The sequence below is a fragment of the Oribacterium sp. oral taxon 108 str. F0425 genome, from assembly GCF_000214455.1.
Taxonomy (GTDB): domain Bacteria; phylum Bacillota; class Clostridia; order Lachnospirales; family Lachnospiraceae; genus Oribacterium; species Oribacterium asaccharolyticum.
On the sequence record NZ_AFIH01000001.1, the window covers coordinates 2289161 to 2313466 of the forward strand.

Genomic DNA, 24306 nt, shown 5'->3' on the forward strand with positions numbered 1-24306 from the left:
TACTTTTAACGATCCGAAAGTTCATTTACCTTCTTGTCCACGAGCACTGCCAACAAAATAACAGCACCTTTTACTATGTTCGTTGCATGAGGATCGATTTTCATCAAAGTTAGAAGATTATCAATAATACCCATTATGATAGCGCCGACGACTGTAGGTAGAATAAAGCCGCTTCCACCGCTCAAACTGGTACCGCCCAGAATAACCGCCGCTATAGCATCCATTTCTATTCCTTCTCCACCGGTAGATTGTGCGGATGCCAGACGGGATGTTAAGACAATTCCGGCCATAGCACACATAAAGCCGTTGATAACATAAACCATCCACTCTACCAATTTCGTACGAATACCGGAAAGCCTTGCCGCTTCTCTACTTCCGCCCAGAGCATACACCGCTCTTCCATACGCCGTCTTGGTCAGAATGTAATGCCCCAGCAAAAAGAAGAAAACAACAAACAGAATCGGGAGTGGAATCCCCAAAAGATTTCCTTTTCCTATAAATTTATAACCTGCGTTCTTAATTGCAATAGGAGAACCTTGGGTATAAACCAACACGCAGCCTCTAAGCAATGTCATCATTCCAAGGGTAGCTATGAAAGCAGGAATTTCACAATACGCGACAAAAAAACCATTGATACAGCCGCATAGCACGCCTACCGTAATCGCTACTAGGATAGCCAGCATCATATTATCCGTGCTCTTTAAAATGCCTGCACAAAGAGCTCCCGTCAGTCCGACTATTGAGCCTACGGACAGATCAATTCCTCCCGTTAAAATCACAAAAGTCATTCCCGCAGCAACTAAGCCGCCAACAGCAACTTGTCGTATAACATTGAATAAGTTACTGAGGCTCAAGAAGTTCTTGGACAAAATACTGGCTACAATACAGATTAATAACAGAATCAGTACCGAACGATAAATATTGACTTGTGCAACCAGTACTCCCTTATTTACTTTTTTCATGATTCAATTCCTCCCGATTCATAAGCCAATATCTTCTCTTGACTTAACTCTTCCTTACTTAACTCCAGAACACGATAGCCTTCTCTCATAATCACCACTCTATCGCTCATTCCAATTACTTCCGGAAGATCTGTGGAAATCAAAATTATACTTTTCCCCTCTTTTGTCATTTGATCCATGATATTGTAAATTTCAGCCTTGGCACCGACATCTACTCCTCGTGTCGGCTCGTCTAAAATAAGGATATCCGTGTCCGCTTCCAAAACTTTGGCGAAAACAACCTTTTGCTGATTCCCTCCGCTAAGTCTTCCTGCAAGTTGCATAGGACTGCTTAGTTTAATATTCAATCGTTCTACTTCATTTTGTACCGCGTTTTGTTCCTTCCGTTTATTAATCCGGAATCCGGAAGAAAACTTCTTTAGGGAAGAAAGAACAATGTTTTCCTTGATACTTCTATTCAGGACAAGCCCTTCATTCTTTCTGTCATCTGAAACAAAACCTATTCCCGCTTGAATCGCTTTATTTGGACTGGAATTATCAATCCTTTTTCCATGAACGAGAATTTCTCCGGACTTCATCGGGATTGCCCCGTAAATCATTTTTGAAAGTTCAATTGTCCCTGAGCCCAACAAACCTGCAATGCCGAGTATCTCCCCTTTACGGAGCTCTATGCTTACGCCGTTAACTCCTTTTCCATGAATATCCTTAGCTTCGAAAACAACTTCACTTCCTTGATAATCTCTTTCAGGATATAAACTTTCCAAACTTCTACCCACCATCAAAGAAACCACTTCCGCATAATTGGTATCCTTGATTTCCTTTGTCTCAATATACGATCCGTCACGGAACACCGTCAGTCGATCCGCAATCTGAAATATTTCATCCATACGGTGGGAGATGTAAAGAATGGATATTCCTTTTTTCTTTAAATCCTCAATAATTTCAAAAAGCACTTTGATTTCTTCATCCGTAAGAGCCGCTGTCGGCTCATCCATAATGATGATTTTTGCTCCGATTGTGAGACACTTTGCAATCTCCGTCATCTGCGCTTCAGCAACACTTAGGTGCTTCACCTTTGTGCGAATATTAATATGAAGCTTCAGTCTATTGATGATTTCCTCCGCATCCTTGTAGAGCTTTCCGAAATCAACTCTGCCTCCGCCCTTCATCGGTAAACGGCCCAAGTACATGTTTTCAGCGACGCTCAGTTCAGGAACCATGTTAAATTCCTGATATATCATTGCAATCCCGTGTTTTTCCGCCTCCTTTGTGGAATGGAAAAATACCTCTTCTCCATCCAAATAAATATGTCCCGAAGTATAGCCTTGTGCACCGGCAATAATCTTCATCAAAGTAGACTTTCCCGCACCGTTTTCCCCACATACGGCATGAACTTCTCCCCTTTTAATTTGAAGATGTGCATCCTTCAGTGCAATGACGCCGGGGAACTTCTTCGTCACTGATTCAATTCGCAATACACAATCATCCATCACTATTTCTCCAATCAATAAGCACAGCCACAAGTCAGAATTACATTGGTATAGCCGGTAAATTCACCTGTTAAAATGATTGCCTTCGCCGATTCGCTCTCTTTCTTCAGCTCTGTATGCGGAATATAACGAAGCGGAAGATTTTCCGGAAGTAAGGAAAGCGCCTTTTTATGGAATTCCGGAGAGACCGTCTTTGCCTCTTCTGCAAAAGTCGCCTGCTCCACCACAAGATATTTTAATATTTCCTCCAAAACTTCCAAATACCCCGGGCTACCGGCTTTCCATCCGAGGTCTATTCTTTCTACCCCATTTGGAATCGGAAGCCCTGCATCACCTATTACCAATGTGTCTCTATGTCTCAGCTCTCCCATAACTCGAAGAAGTTGTGGATGAAAAATACCCTGCTTTATCATATCAGGCCTCCTTATTATTCTCTAAAAATGCTTCTATTTCAGAACGAATCGGCATAGACGGAGTGGTGCCAATCTTCTGTACCGACAATGCCGCGAGTGCGTTTGCAAATCTTGACGCTTCGAGAAGATCCTTTCCCTCCGCCAGAGCCGTAACCAAGCCTCCATTAAAGGCATCTCCCGCCCCGGTGGTATCAATTGCATTGACCTTAAACGCGGGAATTAACTTTCGTTGTTCTTCCGAGGCCACATAAACCCCTCTGCCCCCTAGGGTAATAATGACTGACTTGACTCCCTTATCCATAAACCAATCTGCCGCTTTTTTTGCATTTTCCTCATCGGTAACCGGAATGCCGGTCAAAATCTCGGCTTCCACCTCGTTCGGTGTGATAATGTCTATTTTCGAGAGTACCATATCACTAATCTTTTGAACGGGTGCCGGATTCAAAATAACTTTAACACCCTTCTTTTCTGCCAATGCAACGATTCCTTCCACCGCAGAAACATTCGTCTCCAACTGGGTAAGAAGGTATTCAGACTCTTCTAATACCGGGGAAAGGCTATCCACTTCCTGATCCGTAATCTGGTTGCATGATCCGAGAACAACCACAATTTCATTTTGGCTGGTATTCTCATCTACCATGATGAGGGCTGCACCGGTTTCCGCTTCATCAGTCTGAAAAATATAATCTGCATTCATTTTCAGATTCTTCATGGTTTCCAGAGCTACATTGCCAAAGGTGTCCTTTCCGAGCTTGGTAACCATGACCAGATCCGCTCCGGCTTTATGCGCCGCCACCCCCTGATTGAAGCCTTTACCGCCCGGTCCCATTTTAAACACACTCCCCTTTACCGTCTCTCCGGGAACCGGCAGATGCGGAGTCCTACTCATTAAGTCCACAACGAAACTTCCAAAAACAAGAACTTTTCCCATACATATTTCTCCTTTATATCTTCGGTTTTTCAACAATGTAACCGGTTACTTATTTGTCCTTAAACAAGTATCTCACTCTTTGCGAGTAATACTCTTTTATAAAATATTCTCTTAAATCCACTTCTTATATCTCATGGAGCTTTTTACATTTTTCCGATCCCCTTAATATAACTTTATGAGGAACAAGAATCTTCTTTTTAATTCCCGTATTTCCTTTATTTTTTAACTTGGAAATGAGTGCCCGCATAGTTTCTTTTCCCTGAAACTCTGCATCTCTTTCCACTGTGGAAAGGGGATAAGCAATGAATTTCAACGCATCGATTTGGTCAAATCCGAGGATGGAAATATCTCGCCCGATTTTTATATGATTCTCCGTAAAGTACTTTAACGCCCCTAAAGTTGTTTTATTATTTGAGGTAAAAATTGCTGTTGGCGCCTCCTCTAAAGCCAGTAATTCCCTGGTTCTTTCATATGCCTTATCAATTTGGAAGTCTCCAAACACAATATATTCTTCCTTAACTTCCAATCCGGCATCCCGTAAAGCCTCTTTATATCCAATCAATCTTTCTCTTCCGGGAAGCGAAGTCTCCGGTCCGGCAATGATTGCTATCTTTCTATGCCCTTCTCGAATCAGTGCATGAACCCCTTCGTAAGCCCCCTTCACATTGTCCACAAAAACACCATCGAGTTCTCCCCCATAAACTTCTCTGTCCGCAAGTACCACAGAAATATTTTTCTTCTCCAGTTCTGCCAGTCGATGATAGGTCTCGGCATCCTGCTCGGAAACCGGTGCAATGATAATCCCCGATAGGTATTGCCGTTCTACTTCAGACAGAGCATTATGTTCCTTGTTCATGTCTTCTGCCGTGTCACACAGAATCAGTCTGTATCCTTCCTCTTCGGCCACAGACCCTATTCCTCGAATCAGAGCAGAAAAGAATTCATTTGTAATATCAGGAACAAGCACTGCAATTCCGGAGCTTTCTCTCGAACTGAGGCTTCTTGCCACTTCATTCGGAACATAGCCTGTTTCTTGAATTACTTGTAGTATTTTCTTCTTAGTCTCTTCCTTAACATATCCTGAGCAATTGATTACTCTCGATACCGTCGTGGACGACACGCCCACTATCTTTGCTATATCCCTAATATTCATACTTCCTCTATGTGTAACCGGTTTCTTGTTCTATATTACCTCTATATTGAGATTATGTAAACAGAATTTGTGCAGTTATTATTTTAACAGACACAAATCTGATTTAATTATTATAAAAAATTAAAAAAATCCGCCATTGTTAGCGGATTTTTTTATCAATATATATAAAGCAAATTATTCCGTTGCCATTCCTTTGAAAATCAAGGTTCCCACAACTGCACCACCATCCACGAGGCCCAGGCTCTTCTCTCCGTAATAAGCCGCTCTTCCATGGACTGCCATCATCTCTTTCGTCTTTTCAGCTCCGGCCTTCGATGCTTCATAAGCATTCTGAAAAGCCACTTTATCCTCTTCCGAGCCGGAAGAAAGTAAAGACTCTATTCCGGGAGAAAGAGAATCAATAATCGTTTTTTCTCCGACTTTTGATCCCGTCTTATCCAAGATATTGTCCAGACCTTTTTCCAGCGCTACGGAAAGCTCCTGTCTGGAAACCTCGGTCTTTCCCTTCAGCTCTTTGGCTATTCCCATTAAGCCAAAAGACAGAATGGTTCCGAGAGAGGAAGGCGCCGACTCATTAAAGGTTTTCGACAAATCTCGAAATACTTTCCCAAGATCCGTCTCTTCCGTCTTATTCAGCACCTCTACAAGCGCATTAAATCCTTCCGACATGGAAATCCCCAAATCTCCGTCTCCGTTTCTTTGGTCCAGTTCCACTAAATAATCTCGATTTTCCGTCATTTCTTTCGCGATAGCCGAAATTCCTTTTTTAATTTCCGAAATAGCAATCATGCTTGCCTCCTAAATATTTATCATACCGCAGTTTTTACTTATTGGAATTGGTATAGAAAGGTGTCGATGCCGGATAACGCAGCAAGTCTTTTAATTCCTCATCCAGTTTAAGGACAGTCAAAGACAGTCCGGCCATTTCCATGGATGTGGCATACTCTCCGATATGCGGCATGACAATCTGCACGCCCTTATCCTTCAGAATCTGACTCACCTTTCTGAAGATAATAAACTGCTCTTCCGTCGGAGTCGCTCCCAGGCCGTTAATCATTACGGACACTTCGTCTCCGCTCTTTAAGTCCGCTTCTTCCAGAATCTTGTCCAGCATATTTGTGGCAATTTCATCCGCTGTAGTGAACTTCTTCACTTCGATTCCTTTTTCCCCATGGATTCCCATTCCGAATTCCAGCTCATCTTCTTCGATGTGGAAGGTCGGCTTGCCTACCTCCGGAACAATGCAGGGGCTCAAAGCAATGCCCATAGTGTACATATTCTCCAACGCCTTCTTCGTTACCCGAACGACTTCATCAAGGCTCATCATCTTATCGGCAGCGGCTCCTGCAATTTTATAAGCATAAACAATTCCGGCCACGCCTCTTCTCTTTTCTTTGGTTTCTACCGGACTGGATGCTACATCATCCGCCCCAAGAAGAATTTCCGTCTTAATATCATCAAACTCTACGTCCTCGCACGCCATCTTGAAATTCAAGAGATCCCCGCCATAATTTCCAAAGAGACAAAGGACTCCTGCACCCGCATCACAGGCACGAATTAAATCCGCCATTTTAGAGGAAGCAGGGCTCGCAAAAACATTTCCTACTGCGCAACCATCCAGCATTCCTTCCCCTACATACCCCAGAAATAAGGGTAAATGTCCGGATCCGCCTCCGGTTACAATTCCTACCTTTCCCTTTACCGGTGCATCTTTTCGAATCACCATACGGAAATCATCATTTAATAAGCTGATTTTATCTCCATAGGCGGCAATAATGCCCTCCACTTCTTCCTTTACAAAATCTTTCGGGTCGTTCATTATCTTCTTCATAAAATCACTCCTTTTTGAAATCGAATCTTTATGCTCCAAGATATACTTTCTTTACGTTCTCATCATTTAACAAATCACTTCCCTTACCTTCCATCGTGATTTTTCCCGTTTCCAGTACATACGCTCTATCCGCAATAGACAAGGCCATAGACGCATTTTGCTCAATGAGTAAAATCGTCTTTCCCGTGTCTCGGATTTTTAAAATTAATTCAAAAATATCCTCGACAATAATAGGGGCAAGTCCCATGGAGGGCTCGTCCAGCATAATCAGTTCCGGCTTCATCATTAGGCCTCTGCCTATGGCAAGCATCTGCTGTTCTCCTCCGGATAAGCTTCCTCCAGCCTGTTTTCTTCTTTCTTTCAGTCTTGGGAACAAAGAGAAAATATATTCAATTTGTTCCTCTATTTCCGTCTTCTTTAGTTTGGGATTTCCCAAGCTTCCGACCAGTAAATTTTCATAAACACTCAGGCGCGGAAAAATCTTCCTGCCTTCAGGAACATGGGCAATACCCTTTCTCACAACCTGATCCGGAGGTAACTTGCCAATATCCTCATTATCAAATAAAATCTGTCCCGATGTTTTTTCCACAAGATTGGAAATTGCCATAAGTGTCGTTGTCTTCCCGGCGCCGTTGGAGCCAATCAGAGTAACAATCTCATTTTTGCATACCTGAAGATGGACATTTCTGACAGCTGCCACATAACCATAGTTCACTGAAAGATCGGAAACTTTTAAAATGGTTTCTTTTTCCATATCACATATCTCCCATCAATTTTCCATGACCAAAGTAAGCCTCTTGTACCATCTTGTTTTCCTGAACTTCCTTCGGTCCTCCTTCACAAATTTTCTCTCCAAAATTCAAAACCAAAATGCGATTACAGGAATTCATGATGAACTTCATATCATGTTCAATGACAACTATGGTATATCCGCTTTTGTTTAACGCAATAATAAATTCTCTCAAACTCTCCGTTTCGTTCGGATTCATTCCTGCTGCAGGTTCATCCAATAAGAGAATTTCCGGATTCAGTGCGAGTGCACGAGCAATTTCCACCTTTCTTTGAATCCCGTAAGACAAATTCCCCGCCATCGTATCGGCATAATCCGACAAACCTACCTTTTCCAGAACCTGAGCTACTTGTTCTTCTACAAACTTCTCATCTTCTTTAAATCTTTTAGAATGGAAAATGGCATCCATGATTCCCGACTTAGTCCGCGTATGAAACCCTATTTTTACATTTTCCCGTACAGTCATAAATTTAAACAGCTGAATATTTTGAAAAGTACGAGCCATTCCCTTTCGAGCAATTTGATCGGAGCTCATTAAGGAAATGTCCTCTCCGTTCAAATAAAACTTTCCCTTAGTTGGAGAATATATTCCGGAACAGCTATTAAAAAATGTCGTTTTTCCGGCACCGTTCGGCCCGATAATGCCGAAAATATCGCCTTTGGCAACCTGCATATCCACTTGATTTACCGCTTTCAAACCGCCGAAGAATTTGCAAACGCCCTTTGCTTCCAATATGGTTTCCATCTTTTTCCCTCTTCTATATAAAGTCCTATCTTAGGAACGCGAGATTTTTTTCCCGGAAAGAATACTGTCTGATGCTCCTGCCAAGCCTTGCGGTCTGAGCCAGAGCATGACAATAATCAAAATGGCAAAGGCTACAAGTCTCCACTCTCCAATCGGCCTGAGTATCTCCGTAATAAAGTTCACGATTCCCGCTCCGAGAATAGGGCCAAGTAAGGTTCCCTGTCCCCCTATAATGACCATAGATAATACATTCCATCCTTCATCCAGGGTAAAATAAGTCGAATCGATAAATTTTACATAAGGAGCGTAGGTTGCTCCGACAACGCCTGCCCAAAAGGCGCCATACATGAAATTCATGGCTTTATATTTAGGCGTTTCCACTCCCAGGGAACGGGAGGCCAACTGATCCTCTCTTATACTCATCCAAGCTCGACCCACTCTGGAATGAACCACCCTATTCGTCACAAATAAAAATAATGCAGCTATAACGAGGAAAATGTAATAATACGATTTTGCATTTTTTATGGAATAGCCAAAAAGCTCCGGTGCCGGAATACCCTTAATCCCGAGCGCCCCTCCGGTAACGCCGGTCCAGTTCAATGCAATGAGTCTTACAATCTCCGAAAACCCTAAGGTAACGATAGAAAGATAAATTCCTCTCATCTTCAAAGTCGGTAAAGCAATGAGCAAGCCAATCAATGCCGTAACGATACCGGAAACAGGAAGCAAAAGCCAAAAACTGAGGTGAAGCTTCGTTGCCAGTACAGCCTCCGTATAGGCTCCGATGCAGAAAAAGCCTGCAATACCGAGACAAGTCTGTCCGCTGTAGCCGTTAATACTGTTCAAGGCGCCGGCCAAGGTGGAGTACATCAGAATTCTACACAGTACTCCCATAATATAATTCTTAGGAAAAAGAACCGGCAGGATAAGGAGAACAATCCCCAGAAGGATGTAGAGAAAAATACGATACTTCCGGTAAAAGCCATCCCATCGTTCTAAAACAGGAACTTCGGATTTACTCATACTCTCTCTCCTTTCTTGGATTTAAATCCTTCCGGTCTGATTAGAAGCACCAGAATCAAGAAGCCGAAGGCGAAAATGTCACGAAAACTCGCCGAGGAAAAGGTGATTCCCAAATTCTCTATGATTCCGAGGCACATTCCTCCTACTGCAGAGAAAGGAATATCCGTCAGTCCGCCCAAAACAGAAGCGGAGAACGCTTTCATCCCGTAGGAACCGCCCATTGTCGGAATGGCCATTTGATAATACAGTCCGAGTAGAGTTCCCCCGACACCCCCAAGACCGCATCCGATACAGTTCCCAATCATGGACATGCGTTTCACGTTGATTCCTACCATACTTGCGGCTGTTTTATTCTGGCTTACAGCCCTAAGGCTGATTCCCCAAGTCGTTTTATTAAATACCAAACTTAAAATAACAGCGAGGACAACCACCACAAAAAGGATAATTAACTGTATTTTCTGTACCTGAACAGGACCGATTGTATAAATCGTATTGTTAATGACATTTAAAATCGGCTGTTGATTCGGTCCGAAGAAAATCTGCGCCAGGTTTTTCACCAAAATACTGAAACCGATTGTACAAAGGAGGGGGATATGCCTCGGCGCATTGCTGAATCTTTCATAACAAATATGATATATGGCTATTCCCATAATCCAAGTGGTCAAAAAGCTTGCCACTATGCCCATCAAGAGGTTATTTCCAAAATATTGAAACATATACATGGAGGTATATGCTCCAATCATAATTACCTCACCATAAGTAAAGGTAACCATTCCCACAACTCCCACAATGACAGAGTAGCCGATTGCGAGAAGTGCATAAATAGCCCCTTGGCACAGACCATTGATTAACTGATTCAGAAAATATTCCATAATCCCCCTCAATTTTTCTTCTGCCAAAAAACAAAATCAGTACGTTACATTGATACCATTCTATAAATGTTCTTTTTCAAGATTTTCTAGTTCTCTTTACTGTAGTCAAAGCCTTCCTTGATTACATACTGTCCGTTTTCAATTCCGCAAATCATGTACTGACGGTTAATATCTCCGTTTTCCGTAAACTTAATCGGCCCGGTTACCCCTGTGTAATCCACTTCAGCAAGCTTGTCACGAATAGCCTCTCTGGTGATATCCCCATCAATCGCCTCAATAGCTGTCTTAATGAGATATACCGTGTCATAAGCGCAAGCCGGATGAATGGTCGGCTGGAATCCCGCCTTCGATACAAACTCATCCTTCCATGCAGTAAGTTCCTTATTCTCCGGATCGAAGAAGAAAGGAGATGTAATCAATAAACCTTCGCTGTTCTTTCCGGTCTGGCTGATCAACTGCTCGGAAGTTCCCGGTCCAAGTGCTGCCAATGGAACATCCCATCCGCTTGTACGAATCTGATTGATAATCTGCGGAACGGCTCCCTGGTCAAGGATAATAACATGATCCGGATTAGCGGATTTCAACTTGGTAATCAAGCTGGAAAAGTCCTTTTCATCCTGTACATAGTTTACGCTGGCAGCAATATTTAAGCCGATTTCCTTTGCCGCTTTTTCAAAGTTGGAGAAGGCGGATGTTCCCCAGTCACTATTGATATAAATAACACCGACATTTTTTGCTCCTGCGTATTTCTGCAGTAAATACTTGGCGGCAAACGGTGCCTCCGCACTCTGCAATCCCATAATACTGAAGCAATATTTACTCATCGGAGCATAATCGGGGTTCGAAGCTGTCGGAGAGAGTTGCACGATGCCCGCTTCATCTACAATGCTGGCATTCGCCATACAGCAACCGGAGGTAAAGTCTCCCAAAATTGCCATAATTTCATCATCATCCGCAAACTGTCTTGCAAGGTCTGAGGATTCTTTCTGATCACCCTTTGAATCCTTCACACTAAGCTCGAACTTTTTGCCCTTTACTCCGCCATCTGCATTAATCTTGTCTACCGCCATCTGCATAGCAATCTGGAAGCCTTTTCCATACTCTGCATTGGTTCCTGTCAGCGGTGCCAACACGCCAAGCTTGATTGTGCCGCCTTCTGCAGCATTCCCTTCCTTGGCCGCTTGTGTCTCTCCGCTCTTTTCCGTTGTGTCCGCCTTCTTCTCCGCGCCACCACCGCATGCTGTCAAAAGAGACATGGACGCAACCAGCGCAACAGCAAGAGATGCCTTCATTTTCTTCAATAACATGTTTTCCTCCTTGTCTAAACGAAATGCTGTCCGACTTTTCGGGCACATTCTGTTTGGATAAAAATTAGTTCCTTAATTCAACCCGTGGAGATTGAATAAATTTCCTCAGTGCAACATCTAATTCGAACTGCAATTTTAAAACCGGATTATAATTTTCAATTTAGCCTACAATTTTTTGAAAATCGCCCTTGCACGCTTCTCTTATATATTGAATTTTTTCATAGTCAATCGATCTTGGCAATGTACAATCGGCACCGATGATGACACCCTTACGTCCAACGTCTTTAAGAAGCTTCTGGGTGTAATTCTGAATCTCCCCTTTGTTTCCGGTAAACAGTATGCTGTCCTCCGTATTCAAAAATCCGCCGATTACGCACTTATCATGGAAAAATTTCTTTCCCTCTCTAAGAGACAGGCACTCCGTATTCACTGCCCAGTTAAAAGCAATTGCAGGATAATCCTGATAAATCGTCAGGAAATTCGTATTGCCTCTCCAACCGCAAATATGAAGAAGATTGTACGGAGAAAATGCTTTTGCATTTTCCAGAACCTTTTTCTCGCTCGGGGTAACATATAGTCTGTAAAGTGCATCCGGAATGTAACGGTGCATATCCTGTGCACTAAGATAAATACCGTCTGTAACGCCCTCTTTGACCACTTCTTTCAAAAGAAGAGAAAGATTGTCTGCAATCTTATCGAGGCAAGAAGCCACCGCTTCGGGATTTTCCTTCAGATATCCCAAAATGATTTCATGAGATTCTTCCGCATCCACCTTATATGCTTTTCGAATTGCCTCTTCAAAATGCCATAGTGGGGCAAAAAGATTATGGAAGATGGCAATATCCTTTCCGTAAATCTCCCTATACTCTTTCGCAAGCTCTATCTGCTTTTGAAACCAAGGATGCTCAATTGGCACCAAGGTAAAATTCGGAAGCTTATCTACAGAAGAGATATCCAATTCTATCGGTAAATAAAAATATCCGTCTGTCATAACTTTTACAAAATCCGGATCAAATTCCTCTTTGAATTTTTTTGCCCCTTCGACATTCTGTGTATGGTATGCAGGAGTCTTCAGCGCATCGACATGCTCATCCTCTAAATAATGATGCCAAAAACCAACAGGTACATCCACTACCTCTTCATTTCGTAATGCCTTAAATACTCTCTCCTTTTTTGTTTCCATGCTTTTCTTCCTCCTTATATCGTTATTGAAAATCGCAAACTTCCTATGATTTTTTTGAAGGGTCACAATCATCCGGCAGTAATCTCTATTGCTGAGTCCACCCGTAAAGCAACGCTATGTCCTGCTTTATGGACTCAATATCAGACTGCAGAATCTTACAGGCTTTCTCTATGTCTCCTCTTCTGATTTCCTCCACTATCTCCATATGAACTCTTCCATTCAACTCGCGATTTTTCCCTCGTGCGGCAATAAAATATTGAGAGATAAAAGTAGCCCCCTGTCTTATCAACTTGGATAAATACTTTAGAGCAAATTCGTTTTCATAGAAAGAATATAGGGCAGTATGAAACTCATAGTTTTTAAACCATCCTTCCGACGCAGTTGCGTCGTTTTCCATCCCTCTTTCCGTTATTTTTTCCAAAACTGCAATTTGTTCGTCTGTAAAGTGGTTTCCATATCTTCGCAAACCGCTTATTTCAATATCTACTCTAAAGTCTATGATATTCAAAATGTCCTTTAAATTAACCGGTATAACCTGATACCCCATCCTGGGTATGCTTTTTAGTATTTCATCTTTGCACAGCTCAACCATTGCATCTCGGACCGGAGATTTGCTTACTCCATATTTTTCCGCAATTTTATTCTCAGAGATGATTTCATTCGGCTTTAAAATTCCGTTTGCCACATCCCGATAGACACCTTGATATATCAGGCTTTTTAGATTTTTCTCTTCCAATTTTTCTCCTGGTATGTTCACTGAACTATTACTGCAACCATTAGTATGTTATTTCAGTATACCGCTCTATATTTTTTTGTCAATATGCATAATTTTCACAAAATAAATGTCAAAATTTTGGTTATATAGCAAAAAATAAGAAGCCAAAGGCTTCTTATTTTACTTAATCATATTTTACTTAATGATGAATACCGCTTGCAAAACTGCAGTCTTTTCCCCCTTACAAATAGAAAATTCCGCACAGAATGGTCACAACCAGTCCGAAGATGATGCACATCGGGAAACCGCAACGGAAATAGTCCTTAATGGAATAGCCGCCTGCCTCCCATACCAGGAGATTCGGAGCCGTTCCGAAAGGCGTCGCAAAGGCACCGGATGCGCAGACGGAAACAGCCATGGCGGATGCCAGAGGGTTAATGCCTGCTGCCTGAGAAAGAAGAATGGCGATTGGCAGAACCAGTACCGTTGCCGAACTGTTCATCAGGAACTGCGTTACGAAAATCATCAGGAAGGTAATCGCTCCGAGCAAAATGATGGGCGGAAAATGAGACAGAACGGGCTGCACCGCCTGAACCATGAATTCCGCAGCCTTTGTGGAGACCAGCGCCTTACTCAACGGGAAAATACCGCCTACGATAAAGACTGTCGAAGTCGGGAATGCTTTAACGGCTTCCTCCGCGGTAATGCAACCTGTCAACACAACCAAAATGGCTCCGATAACCCCGGCAATATGCATGGGAATAATATTGGTGGCCATGGAAACCAGTACACCGATAAAGATAACAGCCACGAGAAGCATCTTTCCGGGATTCTTTTCACTGACTCTGTTTACCGCAGCACTTTCTACATCCTTTTCCGGAAGAAGTTTTACGCCGAAAAAGCACATATACAGAATACCGATGATAAGGAGCGGTAAACCGATTTTTGTATACTCAAAAAACCCGAATTCACGAAGTCCGTTGTCCTTTAAAATACCGTTTGCCACGATATGGGGCGTTGTTCCGACAAGGGTAACGGTTCCGCCAAGAGATGCAAAATAGGCAAGAGCCATAAGAAGCTTGGACTTCTTGACATTTGCCTTGTCTGCCATGGAGCCTACAATCGGCATAAGGCAGGCAGTTGAGCCTGTATCATTTAAGAAAGAAGAAAGACCGCCGGCAACAATGCCCGTTCCCAGGATTAGACCCTTTTCCGTCTTTCCGAGGAGCCCGATGATTTTTCCGCCGAGGAATTCCGCAAGACCCGTTTTAAAGAAGGCTTCACCAACCACAACGAGTCCCATAAAGAATACAACCGTGGTATTTCCGAAATCCGAGTAAGCTTCCTTCGGATCAATAACCCCCGCTATGGCAAGCACGGCCGGAATGGCGGCTCCGAGAATGACCATGGGAACCTTTTGCCAAACCAGTAAAATCAATGTAATCAAAAATACTACGCAAGTAAATGTAGCTTGCCAAGTCATACGGTCTCCTTTCCCGCCTCTATAAAAGCTTTGAGTTCTTCATCGTAGGTATTGAGTGCAAGGGAGCAATCCGGTGCAAGGAAGAAGGGAATGTCCTTCATTCGCTTTACGGCGTCTCTCGTTCGAAGATTGATTTCTATCTCCTTATGTTGCCCGAATAGACGCTCATCACAGCCCCCCATGGGTGTGATTTTCGGATCCAGCCACTCTTTCGAGCTGTCCAAAGAGGGATTTCCTATTGCACTTTCCGGCCAGTGTAAAATATCAATCGGATAATGTGCAAAATACTCTGGATGCACATAGATTCCGCAGGCATGCACCATCAGTTTCATAGGACGCATCGCCTCGAAAACCTCAAAATCATAGGGCTTCACAAATTCTTCCCACTCGGAATAATGAAGGTAAGAGTCACGGGACAATCCTGTCGCCCCATAGAATACGCCGAAGGTTCCGGCTTTCTTTAGCTCTTCCGCATAATTCTGCAGTGTTTTTGTAATCACCTTCAGCGCATGATGCACCTTTTCCGGATGATTTTTCATCGTTTGCACAAGCAAATCCTCGCGGCTTGCTTCCCGATATCTGCCGATTGGATTGATATTGCAGATTTTCTGTAAGATACTGGTCGGACACATGATTGTTTGGAAAATCGGAATCTCATCTCCTACCTTTTCCCGTATTTTCCGAATCACTTCCGCCTGTTCCTGAAAGATATTATGACTCCCGGGCACTTCCGTAAGTGCATCAAAATCGGATTCCTTCTCAATCGGTGCTTTAATGCAGGTCGGGAGAACACCCGCGTATTTCGTATAATCAAACTCCGCTCCGAAAGCTTCTTCATAATAAGATGCTCTGGGCTGTAATTTCATGTAATCGAAATCCCACTTTTCCTGCCAGTTCAACATCACTTCCACAAAGGGATCCACTCCATCGTGCTCCGATTCCGTAAAATGTCTCCATGCGGAAATCGGCGGCCTGTCTACCGCTTCTCTTTCAAGTACGGCAAGGACTCGTTCCTTTTTACTTAACATAGTCTCTCCTCCTAAAACCTCAAGACAACGAGTTGTAAAAAACAAGTTTAATTATAGATTTTTTAAAAAAAATATAGTTTTTTTGCCTATTCTTAATAAATTTATTGCACTAAAAAAGATGCCTAATCCATAAAGAATAAGGCATCTTTTTGAACAATTTTCTCTTTTTTTACACGACTTCCAGTCCGGATTTCGTGTATTTTATCTCACAAAGTTCCAATCCTTCTTCCACAGTCTTAATCGGGAGAATCTGCAGCTTCTCCTTAACCTCGTCCGGCACATCCCTAAGATCGTCTTCATTTGCCTTCGGAATCAGAACGGTCTTTACACCGGCACGTTCCGCCGCCATGAGCTTTTCCGGAAGTCCGCCGATGGGGTTCACCAAGCCTTCCAGAGAAACCTCTCCGGTCATGGCAATCCGCGGACTGACAGCCTGCCCCGTCACTAAAGATGCAAGGGCAATGGTAAGCGTAATTCCCGCTGAGGGTCCGTCCTTCGGCGTTGCCCCGTCCGGAACGTGAATATGCAAATCATTTTCCTTAAAGAGCTTCGCCTTATCGGGGAACATGGACTTTACCAAGCTGATGGCAATCTGGGCGGACTCCTTCATCACATCGCCAAGCTGTCCGGTGATATTCAGCTTCCCTTCACCCTTCGTGAACATGCTCTCGATATAGAGGATTTCTCCGCCTACCGCGGTCCAGGCAAGGCCGGTAACAATTCCCGGCTTTCCTTCTTCCTTTACTTCTCTTCTATGCAGCGGGTTCATGTCCAGATATTCTCTAAGGTCTCCCTTTCCTACGGAAATCTTCTCTCCCTTCCCCTTAACAAGATGGACTGCCGCAATACGGCATAAGGTATCCAGTCTCTTCTTTAAGCCTCTGACGCCGGCTTCTCTCGTATAATCGGAGATGATATTTTCCAGGGCTTCGTCCGTAATTTCCACATTTTCCTGTTGTAAACCTACACCCTTTAAGGACTTTCGAAGGAGGTGGCGCTTTGCAATCTCAAACTTTTCTTTCGGGGTATAGCCCTGATACTGGATGACTTCCATACGATTTAAGAGCGGCGCCGGTATGGTGTCCAGAGAATTTGCCGTACAGATAAAGAGCACATCGGACAAATCATAAGGCACATTCATGTAGTGGTCGGTAAAAGTATTATTCTGCTCCGGATCCAAAACCTCAAGGAGGGCCGCAGCAGGATCACCGTTATAGGAGGCGGAAAGCTTATCCACCTCATCCAGTACCATGACCGGATTGGAAACGCCTGCCTTTTGGATACCGTCCATGATTCGACCGGGCATGGCACCGAGATAGGTTCTTCTGTGCCCGCGGATGTCCGCCTCGTCTCGTACACCGCCTAGACTCACGCGAACATATTTTCTTCCCAGCGCTTTCGCAATGCTCTTTCCGATACTGGTTTTCCCTGTACCGGGAGCTCCCACAAAGAGAAGAATGGAGCCGGACTGCTGCTTCTTCAGATTCATGACCGCAATCTGCTGAATCATTCTCTCCTTAACCTTCTTTAAGCCGAAATGGTCCTCCGATAAAATCTTCTCCGCCTCATCCAGGTCAATTTCCTTCTGTTCTTCCTTCTTCCAGGAAAGCCCGGTCACGAAATCCAGATAATCATAGAGCATACCGGCTTCCTGCCCGTTCGTCCCCTCATTCTTCAATCGATTTAGAATCTTTCCGGCTTCCTTCTTTGCCGTTTCATTCATCCCGGCTTCCGCAATACGCAGCTCAAACTTTCGAAGGTCGGAAACCTTCTCCGGATGCATCTCATCCAGCTCTTTCTGGAGATAATCAATCTGTTTCTGGAGCGCCTGCTCCTTATACAGCTTCTGATAATCTTCCTGCTGCTGGGTTCTTGCATCGGTGGTAACCTTCGTCACCTCGATATATTCATAGATTATCTGCTCCAGCATTTTCGTGCGGACGGAAAGTCGGTCTTCCTGTAAAACGCGATATCTTTCTTCATTGTTGAGACTTAGCCAGGGAGACAGAACACACGCCACCTCCTGTATCGCCTGATGGTGGTCGATCATCCCTGCCATGACTTTCCCTGCATGGAAGCGCTCCACCAAGCCTTTTAACTCCTCTTTAATCTCCTGTAATTTCTTAGCCGCTTCCTCTCGATCCACATCTTCCACATCATATAAGGGCGTGGTTTGCAAAAGGAGGGGTTCTCCTTCCACCTGAGAAAGTGCATCAATACGCACTCGATTTCCGGTTTCCACTACCGCATAACCGTCCTTACTGATTTCTTTAATCGTTCCTTCCACACCGATAGGATGCACTTCTTCCTTGTGAAGCGCCCTGGTATCCACCTCATTTTTATGTAAAACGGCTAAAATAAGCTTATCGCCCTCTTCTACCGTCTTTCCTGCCAAAGTCCTGAAATTATCAATCTGAAAATAAATATAGGAATTGGGCAAAATCATCATGTTGTAAACCGGTACTACTCGCATAGCCTGTCCTCCTCTGTCTTTTTCTTCTTCGGAAAATGCTTGCAAAGCCTCCCCTGTCTTTTCGTTTGACTTTGCCTGTTCAGCATTTTTATCCTCTTCTCCGCTCTTCTTCTCCGAACAGGCCTCTCCCTTGGTCTTCGGAATTTCCCTGGAAATTGCGGAAATTCTTCCTTTTTTCTCTACTCCTTCTTCTCTTTTCTCTATCCATTTCTTTAGTGCTTCCACTAATTTATTCATTTTCATACCCATCCTTTTGAAAGGCGAAACGGAAACTCGAGAATCCCTCCGCCATGTCTTTCCTATCCGGCGAGAAACTCTTCCGGAGTGCCTTTTTCGTGCCCTTCGAAATCCTGTTAGCAATCATATAGTTCGAGTGCTAATATCCTCTACAGAGTATCACCCGCCCCTATCCCTGTCAAGGATTTTAGAAATTGTTTATATCCACAAAAAGACCGGACTCCAAGCTTTCCGAGTGTAGGGATAACCGGAATGCCGTAAGACTAATAGTAGGCGCAATCAGTCTTGACCGGTACACATTCCAAATCTTCATCTACATTCCATATAAAAAGTCTTGACATACTTATTTTGCACGTGTATAACACGTATTAAGAGAGGAGAAAGAAAATGAAAGTTTCAGAACTAAGTAAACTCTTGAAGAAAAATGGTTGCTACCTAGTAGAACATGGTAAAGAACATGATGAATGATACAGTGAAATCACAAGGAAAAGCTTCAGACTACCGAGACACCAATCAAAAGAGATAGCAACCGGAACACTAAACAGAATTTTAAAGGATGCGGGGCTGAGATAGCCCCTCTTCCGGAAGGAGAAAATATATGAAATACGTTTATCCGGCAGTATTTACACCTGAAGACAATGGACAATTTTCCGTAAACTTCCCAGACTTGGAAAGTTGCTACACCTGTGGAGACGACTTAGGTGATGCCCTCTATATGGCAGAAGATGTCTTGGCCATGACCTTAGTTAGTTATGAGGATAAAGGCTTGTCTATTCCGGCACCCTCCGAAAAACTTCCCTTAGAGGCTGGAGAATTTCAGAACTTTATAGCCTGTGATACAGAGATCTACAGAAAACAGAATTTGAACAAAGCCGTAAAAAAACACTCACTATTCCGGAATGGCTAAATGAAAAGGCCTTAGCACAAGGTATAAACTTCTCGCAGGTACTGCAGGAAGCTTTAATGGAGAGATTACAGGCTTAGGGTTATGCGTATTGACTTAATGCGTGTTCCTGGGATAGACTATACCTAAAGAAATAGAGAGGGGAAAGTATTATGCCGAAGAAAGCCAAGGAAATGGAAAGAATCATATTAAAAGACGGCTGGTACCTTGTAAGTCAAGAAGGCTCACACAGGCAGTACAAGCACCCGATTAAAAAGGGCAAGGTAACAATCCCCTTCCACACTAAGGAGCTTACTAAGTTTACCGAGTGTTCTATCTACAAACAAGCAGGAATAGAGAGGAGCTAACCATGTTAAGTATATATCCGGCAATATTTTACAAAGAAGACGACGGGAGATATTCCGTTTTATTCCCCGATTTTGATGTTGCGACCTGTGGAAACGATTTAAACGATGCCATGAACATGGCTGTTGAGTGCTTAGCTTTACAGCTTGTTGGTTTGAAACGTGACGGCGATCCATTCCCTGTCTCCTCTCCTGTTGATACAGTAGATCCTGTTGCCTATGCAGAAGAATTGGGGGCAGGTAAGCCGTCGGATTATTTTGTAAATCTTATCAGTGTTGATGCTGATGAGTATGCAAAGTTACACTTCAATAAGTCTGTGCGAAAAAACCTCACTATCCCCGTGTGGCTGAATGAGAAAGCCTTAGCACAAGGTATAAACTTTTCCCAAGTACTACAGGAGGCTTTACTGGAGAGATTAGGAGGATAGGGGGATTAATACTATGCCAACAATATCTATGTTTTATGGAATCATTATCAGAATGTATAACAATGGGGAACACAATCCACCCCATTTCCATGCAAGCTATCAAGGCTACTATGCTACTTTCACTTTGGACGGAGACCTTATAGAAGGTGAAATACCAAAGAAACAAATTAAATTAATTAGCGCTTGGGCTGAAATCCATAAGGACGAACTGCTTGCAAATTGGGACTTAGCAATATCAGAGCAGCCACTTTACAAAATAGATCCACTAAAATAAAAGGAGGACAACACTATGCATATTCCAAAGTGGATAGTTAAAGATGTTCAAGTAGCAAAAAACCATAAGCTTCTGCTTACTTTTATAGACGGTAAAAAAGGAATTTTCGACTTTCTTCCGCAACTTCACAAACCGATATACGAGAAACTTAAAAATGAGGATTTCTTTTCTACGGCTCACGTCGAGGACGGAACTGTAGTATGGGATGATGAAACGGACATAGCGCCGGAATACCTATACGAGAATTCATAGGAGGCAAGTATGAATAAACTTCCTAAAGGCGTTGACCAGCTTCCTTCCGGGAAGTATCGGCTTAGAAAAATGGTAAATGGGCAGATGCTTACGCCTTATTTGAGGAGCAGCCCACACAAAGAGAAGTGATGAGAGTTGTAAAAGCATCTTACAAAAAAGGAAGTAAAAACAAGCAAAAACGCTAGACCACAAGCCATTAAAGGCTTAAAATCTAGCGTTTTAAAATCACGGAGATGGAGGGATTTGAACCCTCGCGCCGGTTACCCGACCTACCGCATTTCGAGTGCGGACCCTTCAACCACTTGGGTACATCTCCATATTCTGCACAGGAAAGGTATAAAAAAACCGGCGAGATCTCTCACCGATTATTCTCCTTTGCTGCCGGCGACCGGGGTCGAACCGGTATGAGATTTATGTCCCGCAGGATTTTAAGTCCTGTGCGTCTACCTATTCCGCCACGCCGGCATGTTAAGATTGCTCCTAACCGTGTCGCTTCTATTGCAACAGACTAATGATACAGAATGAACATCCCTTTGTCAATATTTTTTTATCAGTCCAAAACCCACATTGGGGTCAGTCTAAAAACTACATTTAGCTCAGTCCAAAACCCTGTATTCCTTCATCATTTCCCCGTCCTTGAAGATAACGGGCTTGGCCGTAAGTCCGTCCGCGTCCTTATCATAGTAGCCCATCAGATAATCATTTACCTCCTGTAAAGAAGAAAACTCATCTACCTGGTACGGTAATTCAAAGGCCAGCTTCTCAATAAATAAGTACTTATCACCGTCCTGTACCAAAACGCCGACATGCCCGATAAACTCCTGCACCTTATTCAGGCCGTCGTCCATAGTCATAAAGACGGAAATCATATGCATCTTATCATTGTGAAAGGAAATTTCTTTCTCCTTCCAGGATTGAACAATAGCACTCGATAAGATAGCCGTGTCTTGTGTATTTTCTACATCGATATAGGAAAAAACGGTATCATAGTTCTTCTTTGCCTCTCCTGTAAAGATTTGTTTCGCGGAAATGGCATCAAAGTCGGAGAAGAGCATGGTGGTCTCCCCGGGAGTCGGATTTCCTACGGTAATAAAGTCTCCCATCAGGGAGAACGCGGTGATTCTGCAGTTCCGTCCGACATATCCGCCCTTATCCAGCCAGGCATCTACGAGTTTATCGCTGTCCAGGCTCGGAAATCCGGCATCAATCGTAGTCATCTCCTGTACCAGATTCTCTTTTCCCACGGCGTTATTGTATTCATCCACTGCGGCAAAAAAAGACTTGATTTTATCCTCCTTAAGTCCGGCATTCTTTAAGGCCGCCTCTACCCGCTCTCTGGTTTCCGCGTCAACGAGGTTGGAGTATTTCAACTTCAGCTTGGCCTTACTGATTGGAGCATCGGATTCCCCTGCCCCCGCACTATTCTCTGTTTCCTTTACCGTTTCTTCGCTCTTTTCAGACTTTTCCGAAGACTCCGCACTCTCACTTTCCTTCACTTCCGCTTTTTCCGTCGCTTCGCTAACTGTGCTTTCTTTCGCCTTTCCGCCACTGTTTCCGCACGCAGCAAGAGCAATCGTTAATCCTAAAATCGACATCCATATTTTTCTTTTCAAAATAACAAACCTCTCTTTCTCTTTTTCAGTACTATATAAGACAGAAGGCAAAATCCTGCGACTATTTTCTTAATTCTTTTTCTTATTTTATAAAAAGAAAGGGGCTGCCAAAAAGCCCCCTTATGCAGAACAGGTCCGCAGCGGGGCGCGTTTTCGCTAACCCCGCCACGGACCTGCATGGCAATAAAAAACTGCAACTTACATTTTTACAAATCCTTTTTTCTTATTTCTTCGGATAGAATCCGGACGGCTCTTCCTTCAGATTGATATAGATGTTCTTCATCTGTGTGTAGTGCTCTAAGATAACCTTATGCGTCTCTCTTCCCACACCGGAGGTCTTCACACCGCCAAACGGTGCTCCTGCTGGGATAGCATTGTAAGTATTGATCCAAATTCGTCCCGTCTCAATGCCTCTGGCCACACGCATTGCTCTGTTGATGTCTCTTGTCCAAACCGCTCCGCCAAGACCGTACTCGGAGTCGTTTGCCATGGCAATCACTTCTTCCTCGGTCTTAAACTTAATCACCACCGCAACCGGTCCGAAGATTTCCTCTCTGGCTGCGCGCATCGAATTGTCCACATTGATAAGAAGTGTCGGACGATAGAAGGCACCCTTACTTAATTCCCCTTCGTCAAAGACTCTTCCGCCGCAGGCAATCTTCGCACCGTCCTGCACCGCAATATCTACACAGGACTGAATCTTCTGCACCTGCTTTGCATTAATTTGTGCACCCATCTGCGTGTCCGCTTCCAATGGATTTCCAACCTTAACCTTGTTAAACTGTTCCACTGCCGCTTCCACAAATTTGTCGTAAATATCCTCATGGACAAATACACGGGAACCCGCACAGCACACCTGTCCCTGGTTAAAGAGGATTCCAAGCTGCAATCCGTCAATTGCCATATCGAAATCGCAATCCGGGAAAACAATATTAGCCGACTTTCCACCAAGCTCCAAGGTTGCCGGGATCAAGCGGTCTGCCGCTGCCTTTGCCACGCTGTATCCCACCTCTGTAGAGCCTGTGAATGCCAGCTTTCTGAAGCCTTTATGCTCCAGCATATACTGGCCGGACTTAGATCCGGAGCCGGAAATGACATTAATCACACCCTTCGGTACGATATCCTTAATCAGCTTCATCAGCTCCAGTACACTCAGCGGTGTGGAAGAGCTGGTCTTTAATACGGTACAGCAACCGGACGCAAGTACCGGCGCAAGCTTCCATGCCGCCATTAAAAAGGGGAAGTTCCAAGGCACAATCTGTCCCACAACCCCGATTGGCTCATGGATAATAAGGGAAAGGGTATTTTCATCGAAGAAGGTTGCAGAATCCTCTTCCGTGCGAATGGCTCCGGCAAAGTAGCGGAAATGGTCTGCCGCCAAGGGAACGTCTACAGCAAGGGTCTCTCTTACCGGCTTACCGTTATCCATACTTTCCACCCTGGCCAAATGCTCTTTATTGGCATCGATAATATCCGCAATATCCAGTAGAATCTTGGAGCGGCTTACCTTATCCAGCTTCTTCCAGGATGCAAAGGCTTTCCATGCACAAGATACTGCGCGGTCCACATCTTCTCTCGTAGCTTCCGCAACCTCCGCAAGAACTTCGCCGGTCGCCGGGGAATAGGTCTTGAATCTGGCCTTATCCGAACTTTCGCAAAATTCACCGTCAATAAACAGTCCATAAAATTGATCTAATTTTTCCATGATAGAATCTCCTTTTTCATAATAATAATTCCATAAGCTTCCAAAAAAGCTTTTATTCTTTACGAGTATCGCTTGCCGGGCACGCGGTATCTCTTTTTTCATTCATAACGAGTATCCTGCATAAAGCGTGCGATATCTCGTTTGGAATTT

General features: G+C 43.7%; 25 protein-coding genes and 2 tRNA genes. 6 read left to right on the forward strand and 21 right to left on the reverse strand.

Going from position 1 to position 24306, the window contains the following annotated elements; all coding sequences use genetic code 11:
• Window positions 1-5 precede the first annotated feature (5 nt).
• The 17 genes from HMPREF9124_RS10360 to lon all read right to left on the reverse strand — a co-directional run bounded on the left by HMPREF9124_RS10360 (window position 6) and on the right by lon (window position 18642).
• Entirely contained in the window at window positions 6-962 is a 957-nt protein-coding gene (locus HMPREF9124_RS10360; RefSeq protein ID WP_009428001.1) for an ABC transporter permease, read from the reverse strand.
• Complete coding sequence (locus tag HMPREF9124_RS10365) at window positions 959-2452, reverse strand: sugar ABC transporter ATP-binding protein (protein ID WP_009428363.1); 1494 nt, start codon at window positions 2450-2452, stop codon at window positions 959-961. The genes HMPREF9124_RS10360 and HMPREF9124_RS10365 overlap by 4 nt, the downstream gene beginning before the upstream one ends.
• Before the next feature lie 14 nt (window positions 2453-2466).
• Entirely contained in the window at window positions 2467-2865 is a 399-nt protein-coding gene (gene rbsD / locus HMPREF9124_RS10370) for a D-ribose pyranase (protein ID WP_009427650.1), read from the reverse strand.
• Between the two features lies 1 nt (window position 2866).
• On the reverse strand, window positions 2867-3796 hold the full coding sequence (gene rbsK, locus HMPREF9124_RS10375) for a ribokinase (protein WP_009429697.1): 930 nt from the start codon (window positions 3794-3796) through the stop codon (window positions 2867-2869).
• A gap of 124 nt (window positions 3797-3920) precedes the next feature.
• On the reverse strand, window positions 3921-4949 hold the full coding sequence (locus tag HMPREF9124_RS10380; protein WP_009429052.1) for a LacI family DNA-binding transcriptional regulator: 1029 nt from the start codon (window positions 4947-4949) through the stop codon (window positions 3921-3923).
• A gap of 174 nt (window positions 4950-5123) precedes the next feature.
• Window positions 5124-5738: a dihydroxyacetone kinase subunit L gene (locus HMPREF9124_RS10385; protein WP_009428021.1), complete on the reverse strand. Its 615-nt coding sequence runs from the start codon at window positions 5736-5738 to the stop codon at window positions 5124-5126.
• A 34-nt stretch (window positions 5739-5772) separates the two neighbouring features.
• Complete coding sequence (locus tag HMPREF9124_RS10390) at window positions 5773-6780, reverse strand: dihydroxyacetone kinase subunit DhaK (protein ID WP_009429876.1); 1008 nt, start codon at window positions 6778-6780, stop codon at window positions 5773-5775.
• Between the two features lie 28 nt (window positions 6781-6808).
• A complete protein-coding gene (locus HMPREF9124_RS10395; RefSeq protein ID WP_009429114.1) occupies window positions 6809-7534 on the reverse strand; it encodes an ABC transporter ATP-binding protein in 726 nt (241 codons plus the stop codon).
• A gap of 1 nt (window position 7535) precedes the next feature.
• Window positions 7536-8315, reverse strand: a complete 780-nt coding sequence (locus tag HMPREF9124_RS10400; protein WP_009428579.1) for an ABC transporter ATP-binding protein — start codon at window positions 8313-8315, stop codon at window positions 7536-7538.
• Between the two features lie 30 nt (window positions 8316-8345).
• Window positions 8346-9338 (reverse strand): branched-chain amino acid ABC transporter permease, encoded by a 993-nt coding sequence (locus HMPREF9124_RS10405; RefSeq protein ID WP_009428884.1) that lies wholly within the window; start codon window positions 9336-9338, stop codon window positions 8346-8348.
• Window positions 9335-10210 (reverse strand): branched-chain amino acid ABC transporter permease, encoded by an 876-nt coding sequence (locus HMPREF9124_RS10410; protein WP_009429569.1) that lies wholly within the window; start codon window positions 10208-10210, stop codon window positions 9335-9337. Before HMPREF9124_RS10410 ends, HMPREF9124_RS10405 begins: the two co-directional genes overlap by 4 nt.
• An 86-nt stretch (window positions 10211-10296) precedes the next feature.
• On the reverse strand, window positions 10297-11517 hold the full coding sequence (locus HMPREF9124_RS10415) for an ABC transporter substrate-binding protein (protein WP_009428833.1): 1221 nt from the start codon (window positions 11515-11517) through the stop codon (window positions 10297-10299).
• Between the two features lie 160 nt (window positions 11518-11677).
• Entirely contained in the window at window positions 11678-12700 is a 1023-nt protein-coding gene (locus tag HMPREF9124_RS10420; protein ID WP_009429548.1) for a uroporphyrinogen decarboxylase family protein, read from the reverse strand.
• A gap of 85 nt (window positions 12701-12785) precedes the next feature.
• Entirely contained in the window at window positions 12786-13436 is a 651-nt protein-coding gene (locus tag HMPREF9124_RS10425) for a GntR family transcriptional regulator (protein WP_009428093.1), read from the reverse strand.
• A 220-nt stretch (window positions 13437-13656) separates the two neighbouring features.
• Window positions 13657-14898 carry an SLC13 family permease gene (locus tag HMPREF9124_RS10430; protein ID WP_009428807.1) on the reverse strand — a complete coding sequence of 414 codons (1242 nt, stop codon included), beginning with the start codon at window positions 14896-14898 and terminating at the stop codon, window positions 13657-13659.
• Entirely contained in the window at window positions 14895-15926 is a 1032-nt protein-coding gene (locus HMPREF9124_RS10435; protein ID WP_009429168.1) for a uroporphyrinogen decarboxylase family protein, read from the reverse strand. The genes HMPREF9124_RS10430 and HMPREF9124_RS10435 overlap by 4 nt, the downstream gene beginning before the upstream one ends.
• A gap of 169 nt (window positions 15927-16095) precedes the next feature.
• The gene (lon, locus tag HMPREF9124_RS10440; protein ID WP_036598123.1) at window positions 16096-18642 is read right to left on the reverse strand and encodes an endopeptidase La; all 2547 of its coding nucleotides are present in this window, start codon (window positions 18640-18642) and stop codon (window positions 16096-16098) included.
• 471 nt (window positions 18643-19113) lie between these two features.
• Between lon and HMPREF9124_RS12900 the strand changes: the two genes are divergently transcribed.
• From HMPREF9124_RS12900 to HMPREF9124_RS10470, 6 genes are all read left to right on the forward strand, one after another.
• Window positions 19114-19209: a type II toxin-antitoxin system HicA family toxin gene (locus HMPREF9124_RS12900; RefSeq protein WP_255348639.1), complete on the forward strand. Its 96-nt coding sequence runs from the start codon at window positions 19114-19116 to the stop codon at window positions 19207-19209.
• A 25-nt stretch (window positions 19210-19234) separates the two neighbouring features.
• A complete protein-coding gene (locus tag HMPREF9124_RS10450) occupies window positions 19235-19543 on the forward strand; it encodes a type II toxin-antitoxin system HicB family antitoxin (protein WP_009428099.1) in 309 nt (102 codons plus the stop codon).
• A gap of 149 nt (window positions 19544-19692) precedes the next feature.
• Window positions 19693-19887 (forward strand): type II toxin-antitoxin system HicA family toxin, encoded by a 195-nt coding sequence (locus HMPREF9124_RS10455; RefSeq protein WP_009429558.1) that lies wholly within the window; start codon window positions 19693-19695, stop codon window positions 19885-19887.
• 2 nt (window positions 19888-19889) lie between these two features.
• Complete coding sequence (locus tag HMPREF9124_RS10460) at window positions 19890-20312, forward strand: type II toxin-antitoxin system HicB family antitoxin (RefSeq protein ID WP_009428338.1); 423 nt, start codon at window positions 19890-19892, stop codon at window positions 20310-20312.
• A gap of 13 nt (window positions 20313-20325) precedes the next feature.
• A complete protein-coding gene (locus HMPREF9124_RS10465) occupies window positions 20326-20586 on the forward strand; it encodes a DUF4160 domain-containing protein (RefSeq protein ID WP_009537152.1) in 261 nt (86 codons plus the stop codon).
• A gap of 15 nt (window positions 20587-20601) precedes the next feature.
• Complete coding sequence (locus tag HMPREF9124_RS10470; protein WP_009427691.1) at window positions 20602-20838, forward strand: DUF2442 domain-containing protein; 237 nt, start codon at window positions 20602-20604, stop codon at window positions 20836-20838.
• A 228-nt stretch (window positions 20839-21066) separates the two neighbouring features.
• Here the strand turns inward: HMPREF9124_RS10470 and HMPREF9124_RS10475 are convergent.
• The 4 genes from HMPREF9124_RS10475 to HMPREF9124_RS10495 all read right to left on the reverse strand — a co-directional run bounded on the left by HMPREF9124_RS10475 (window position 21067) and on the right by HMPREF9124_RS10495 (window position 24156).
• Window positions 21067-21154 (reverse strand) — tRNA-Ser (locus HMPREF9124_RS10475).
• Window positions 21155-21217: 63 nt separating this feature from the next.
• Window positions 21218-21303: transfer RNA gene (locus tag HMPREF9124_RS10480), tRNA-Leu, on the reverse strand.
• Between the two features lie 131 nt (window positions 21304-21434).
• Entirely contained in the window at window positions 21435-22451 is a 1017-nt protein-coding gene (locus tag HMPREF9124_RS10485) for a DUF4300 family protein (protein ID WP_036597846.1), read from the reverse strand.
• Window positions 22452-22674: 223 nt separating this feature from the next.
• Window positions 22675-24156: an aldehyde dehydrogenase family protein gene (locus tag HMPREF9124_RS10495; RefSeq protein ID WP_036598124.1), complete on the reverse strand. Its 1482-nt coding sequence runs from the start codon at window positions 24154-24156 to the stop codon at window positions 22675-22677.
• Window positions 24157-24306: the final 150 nt, after the last annotated feature.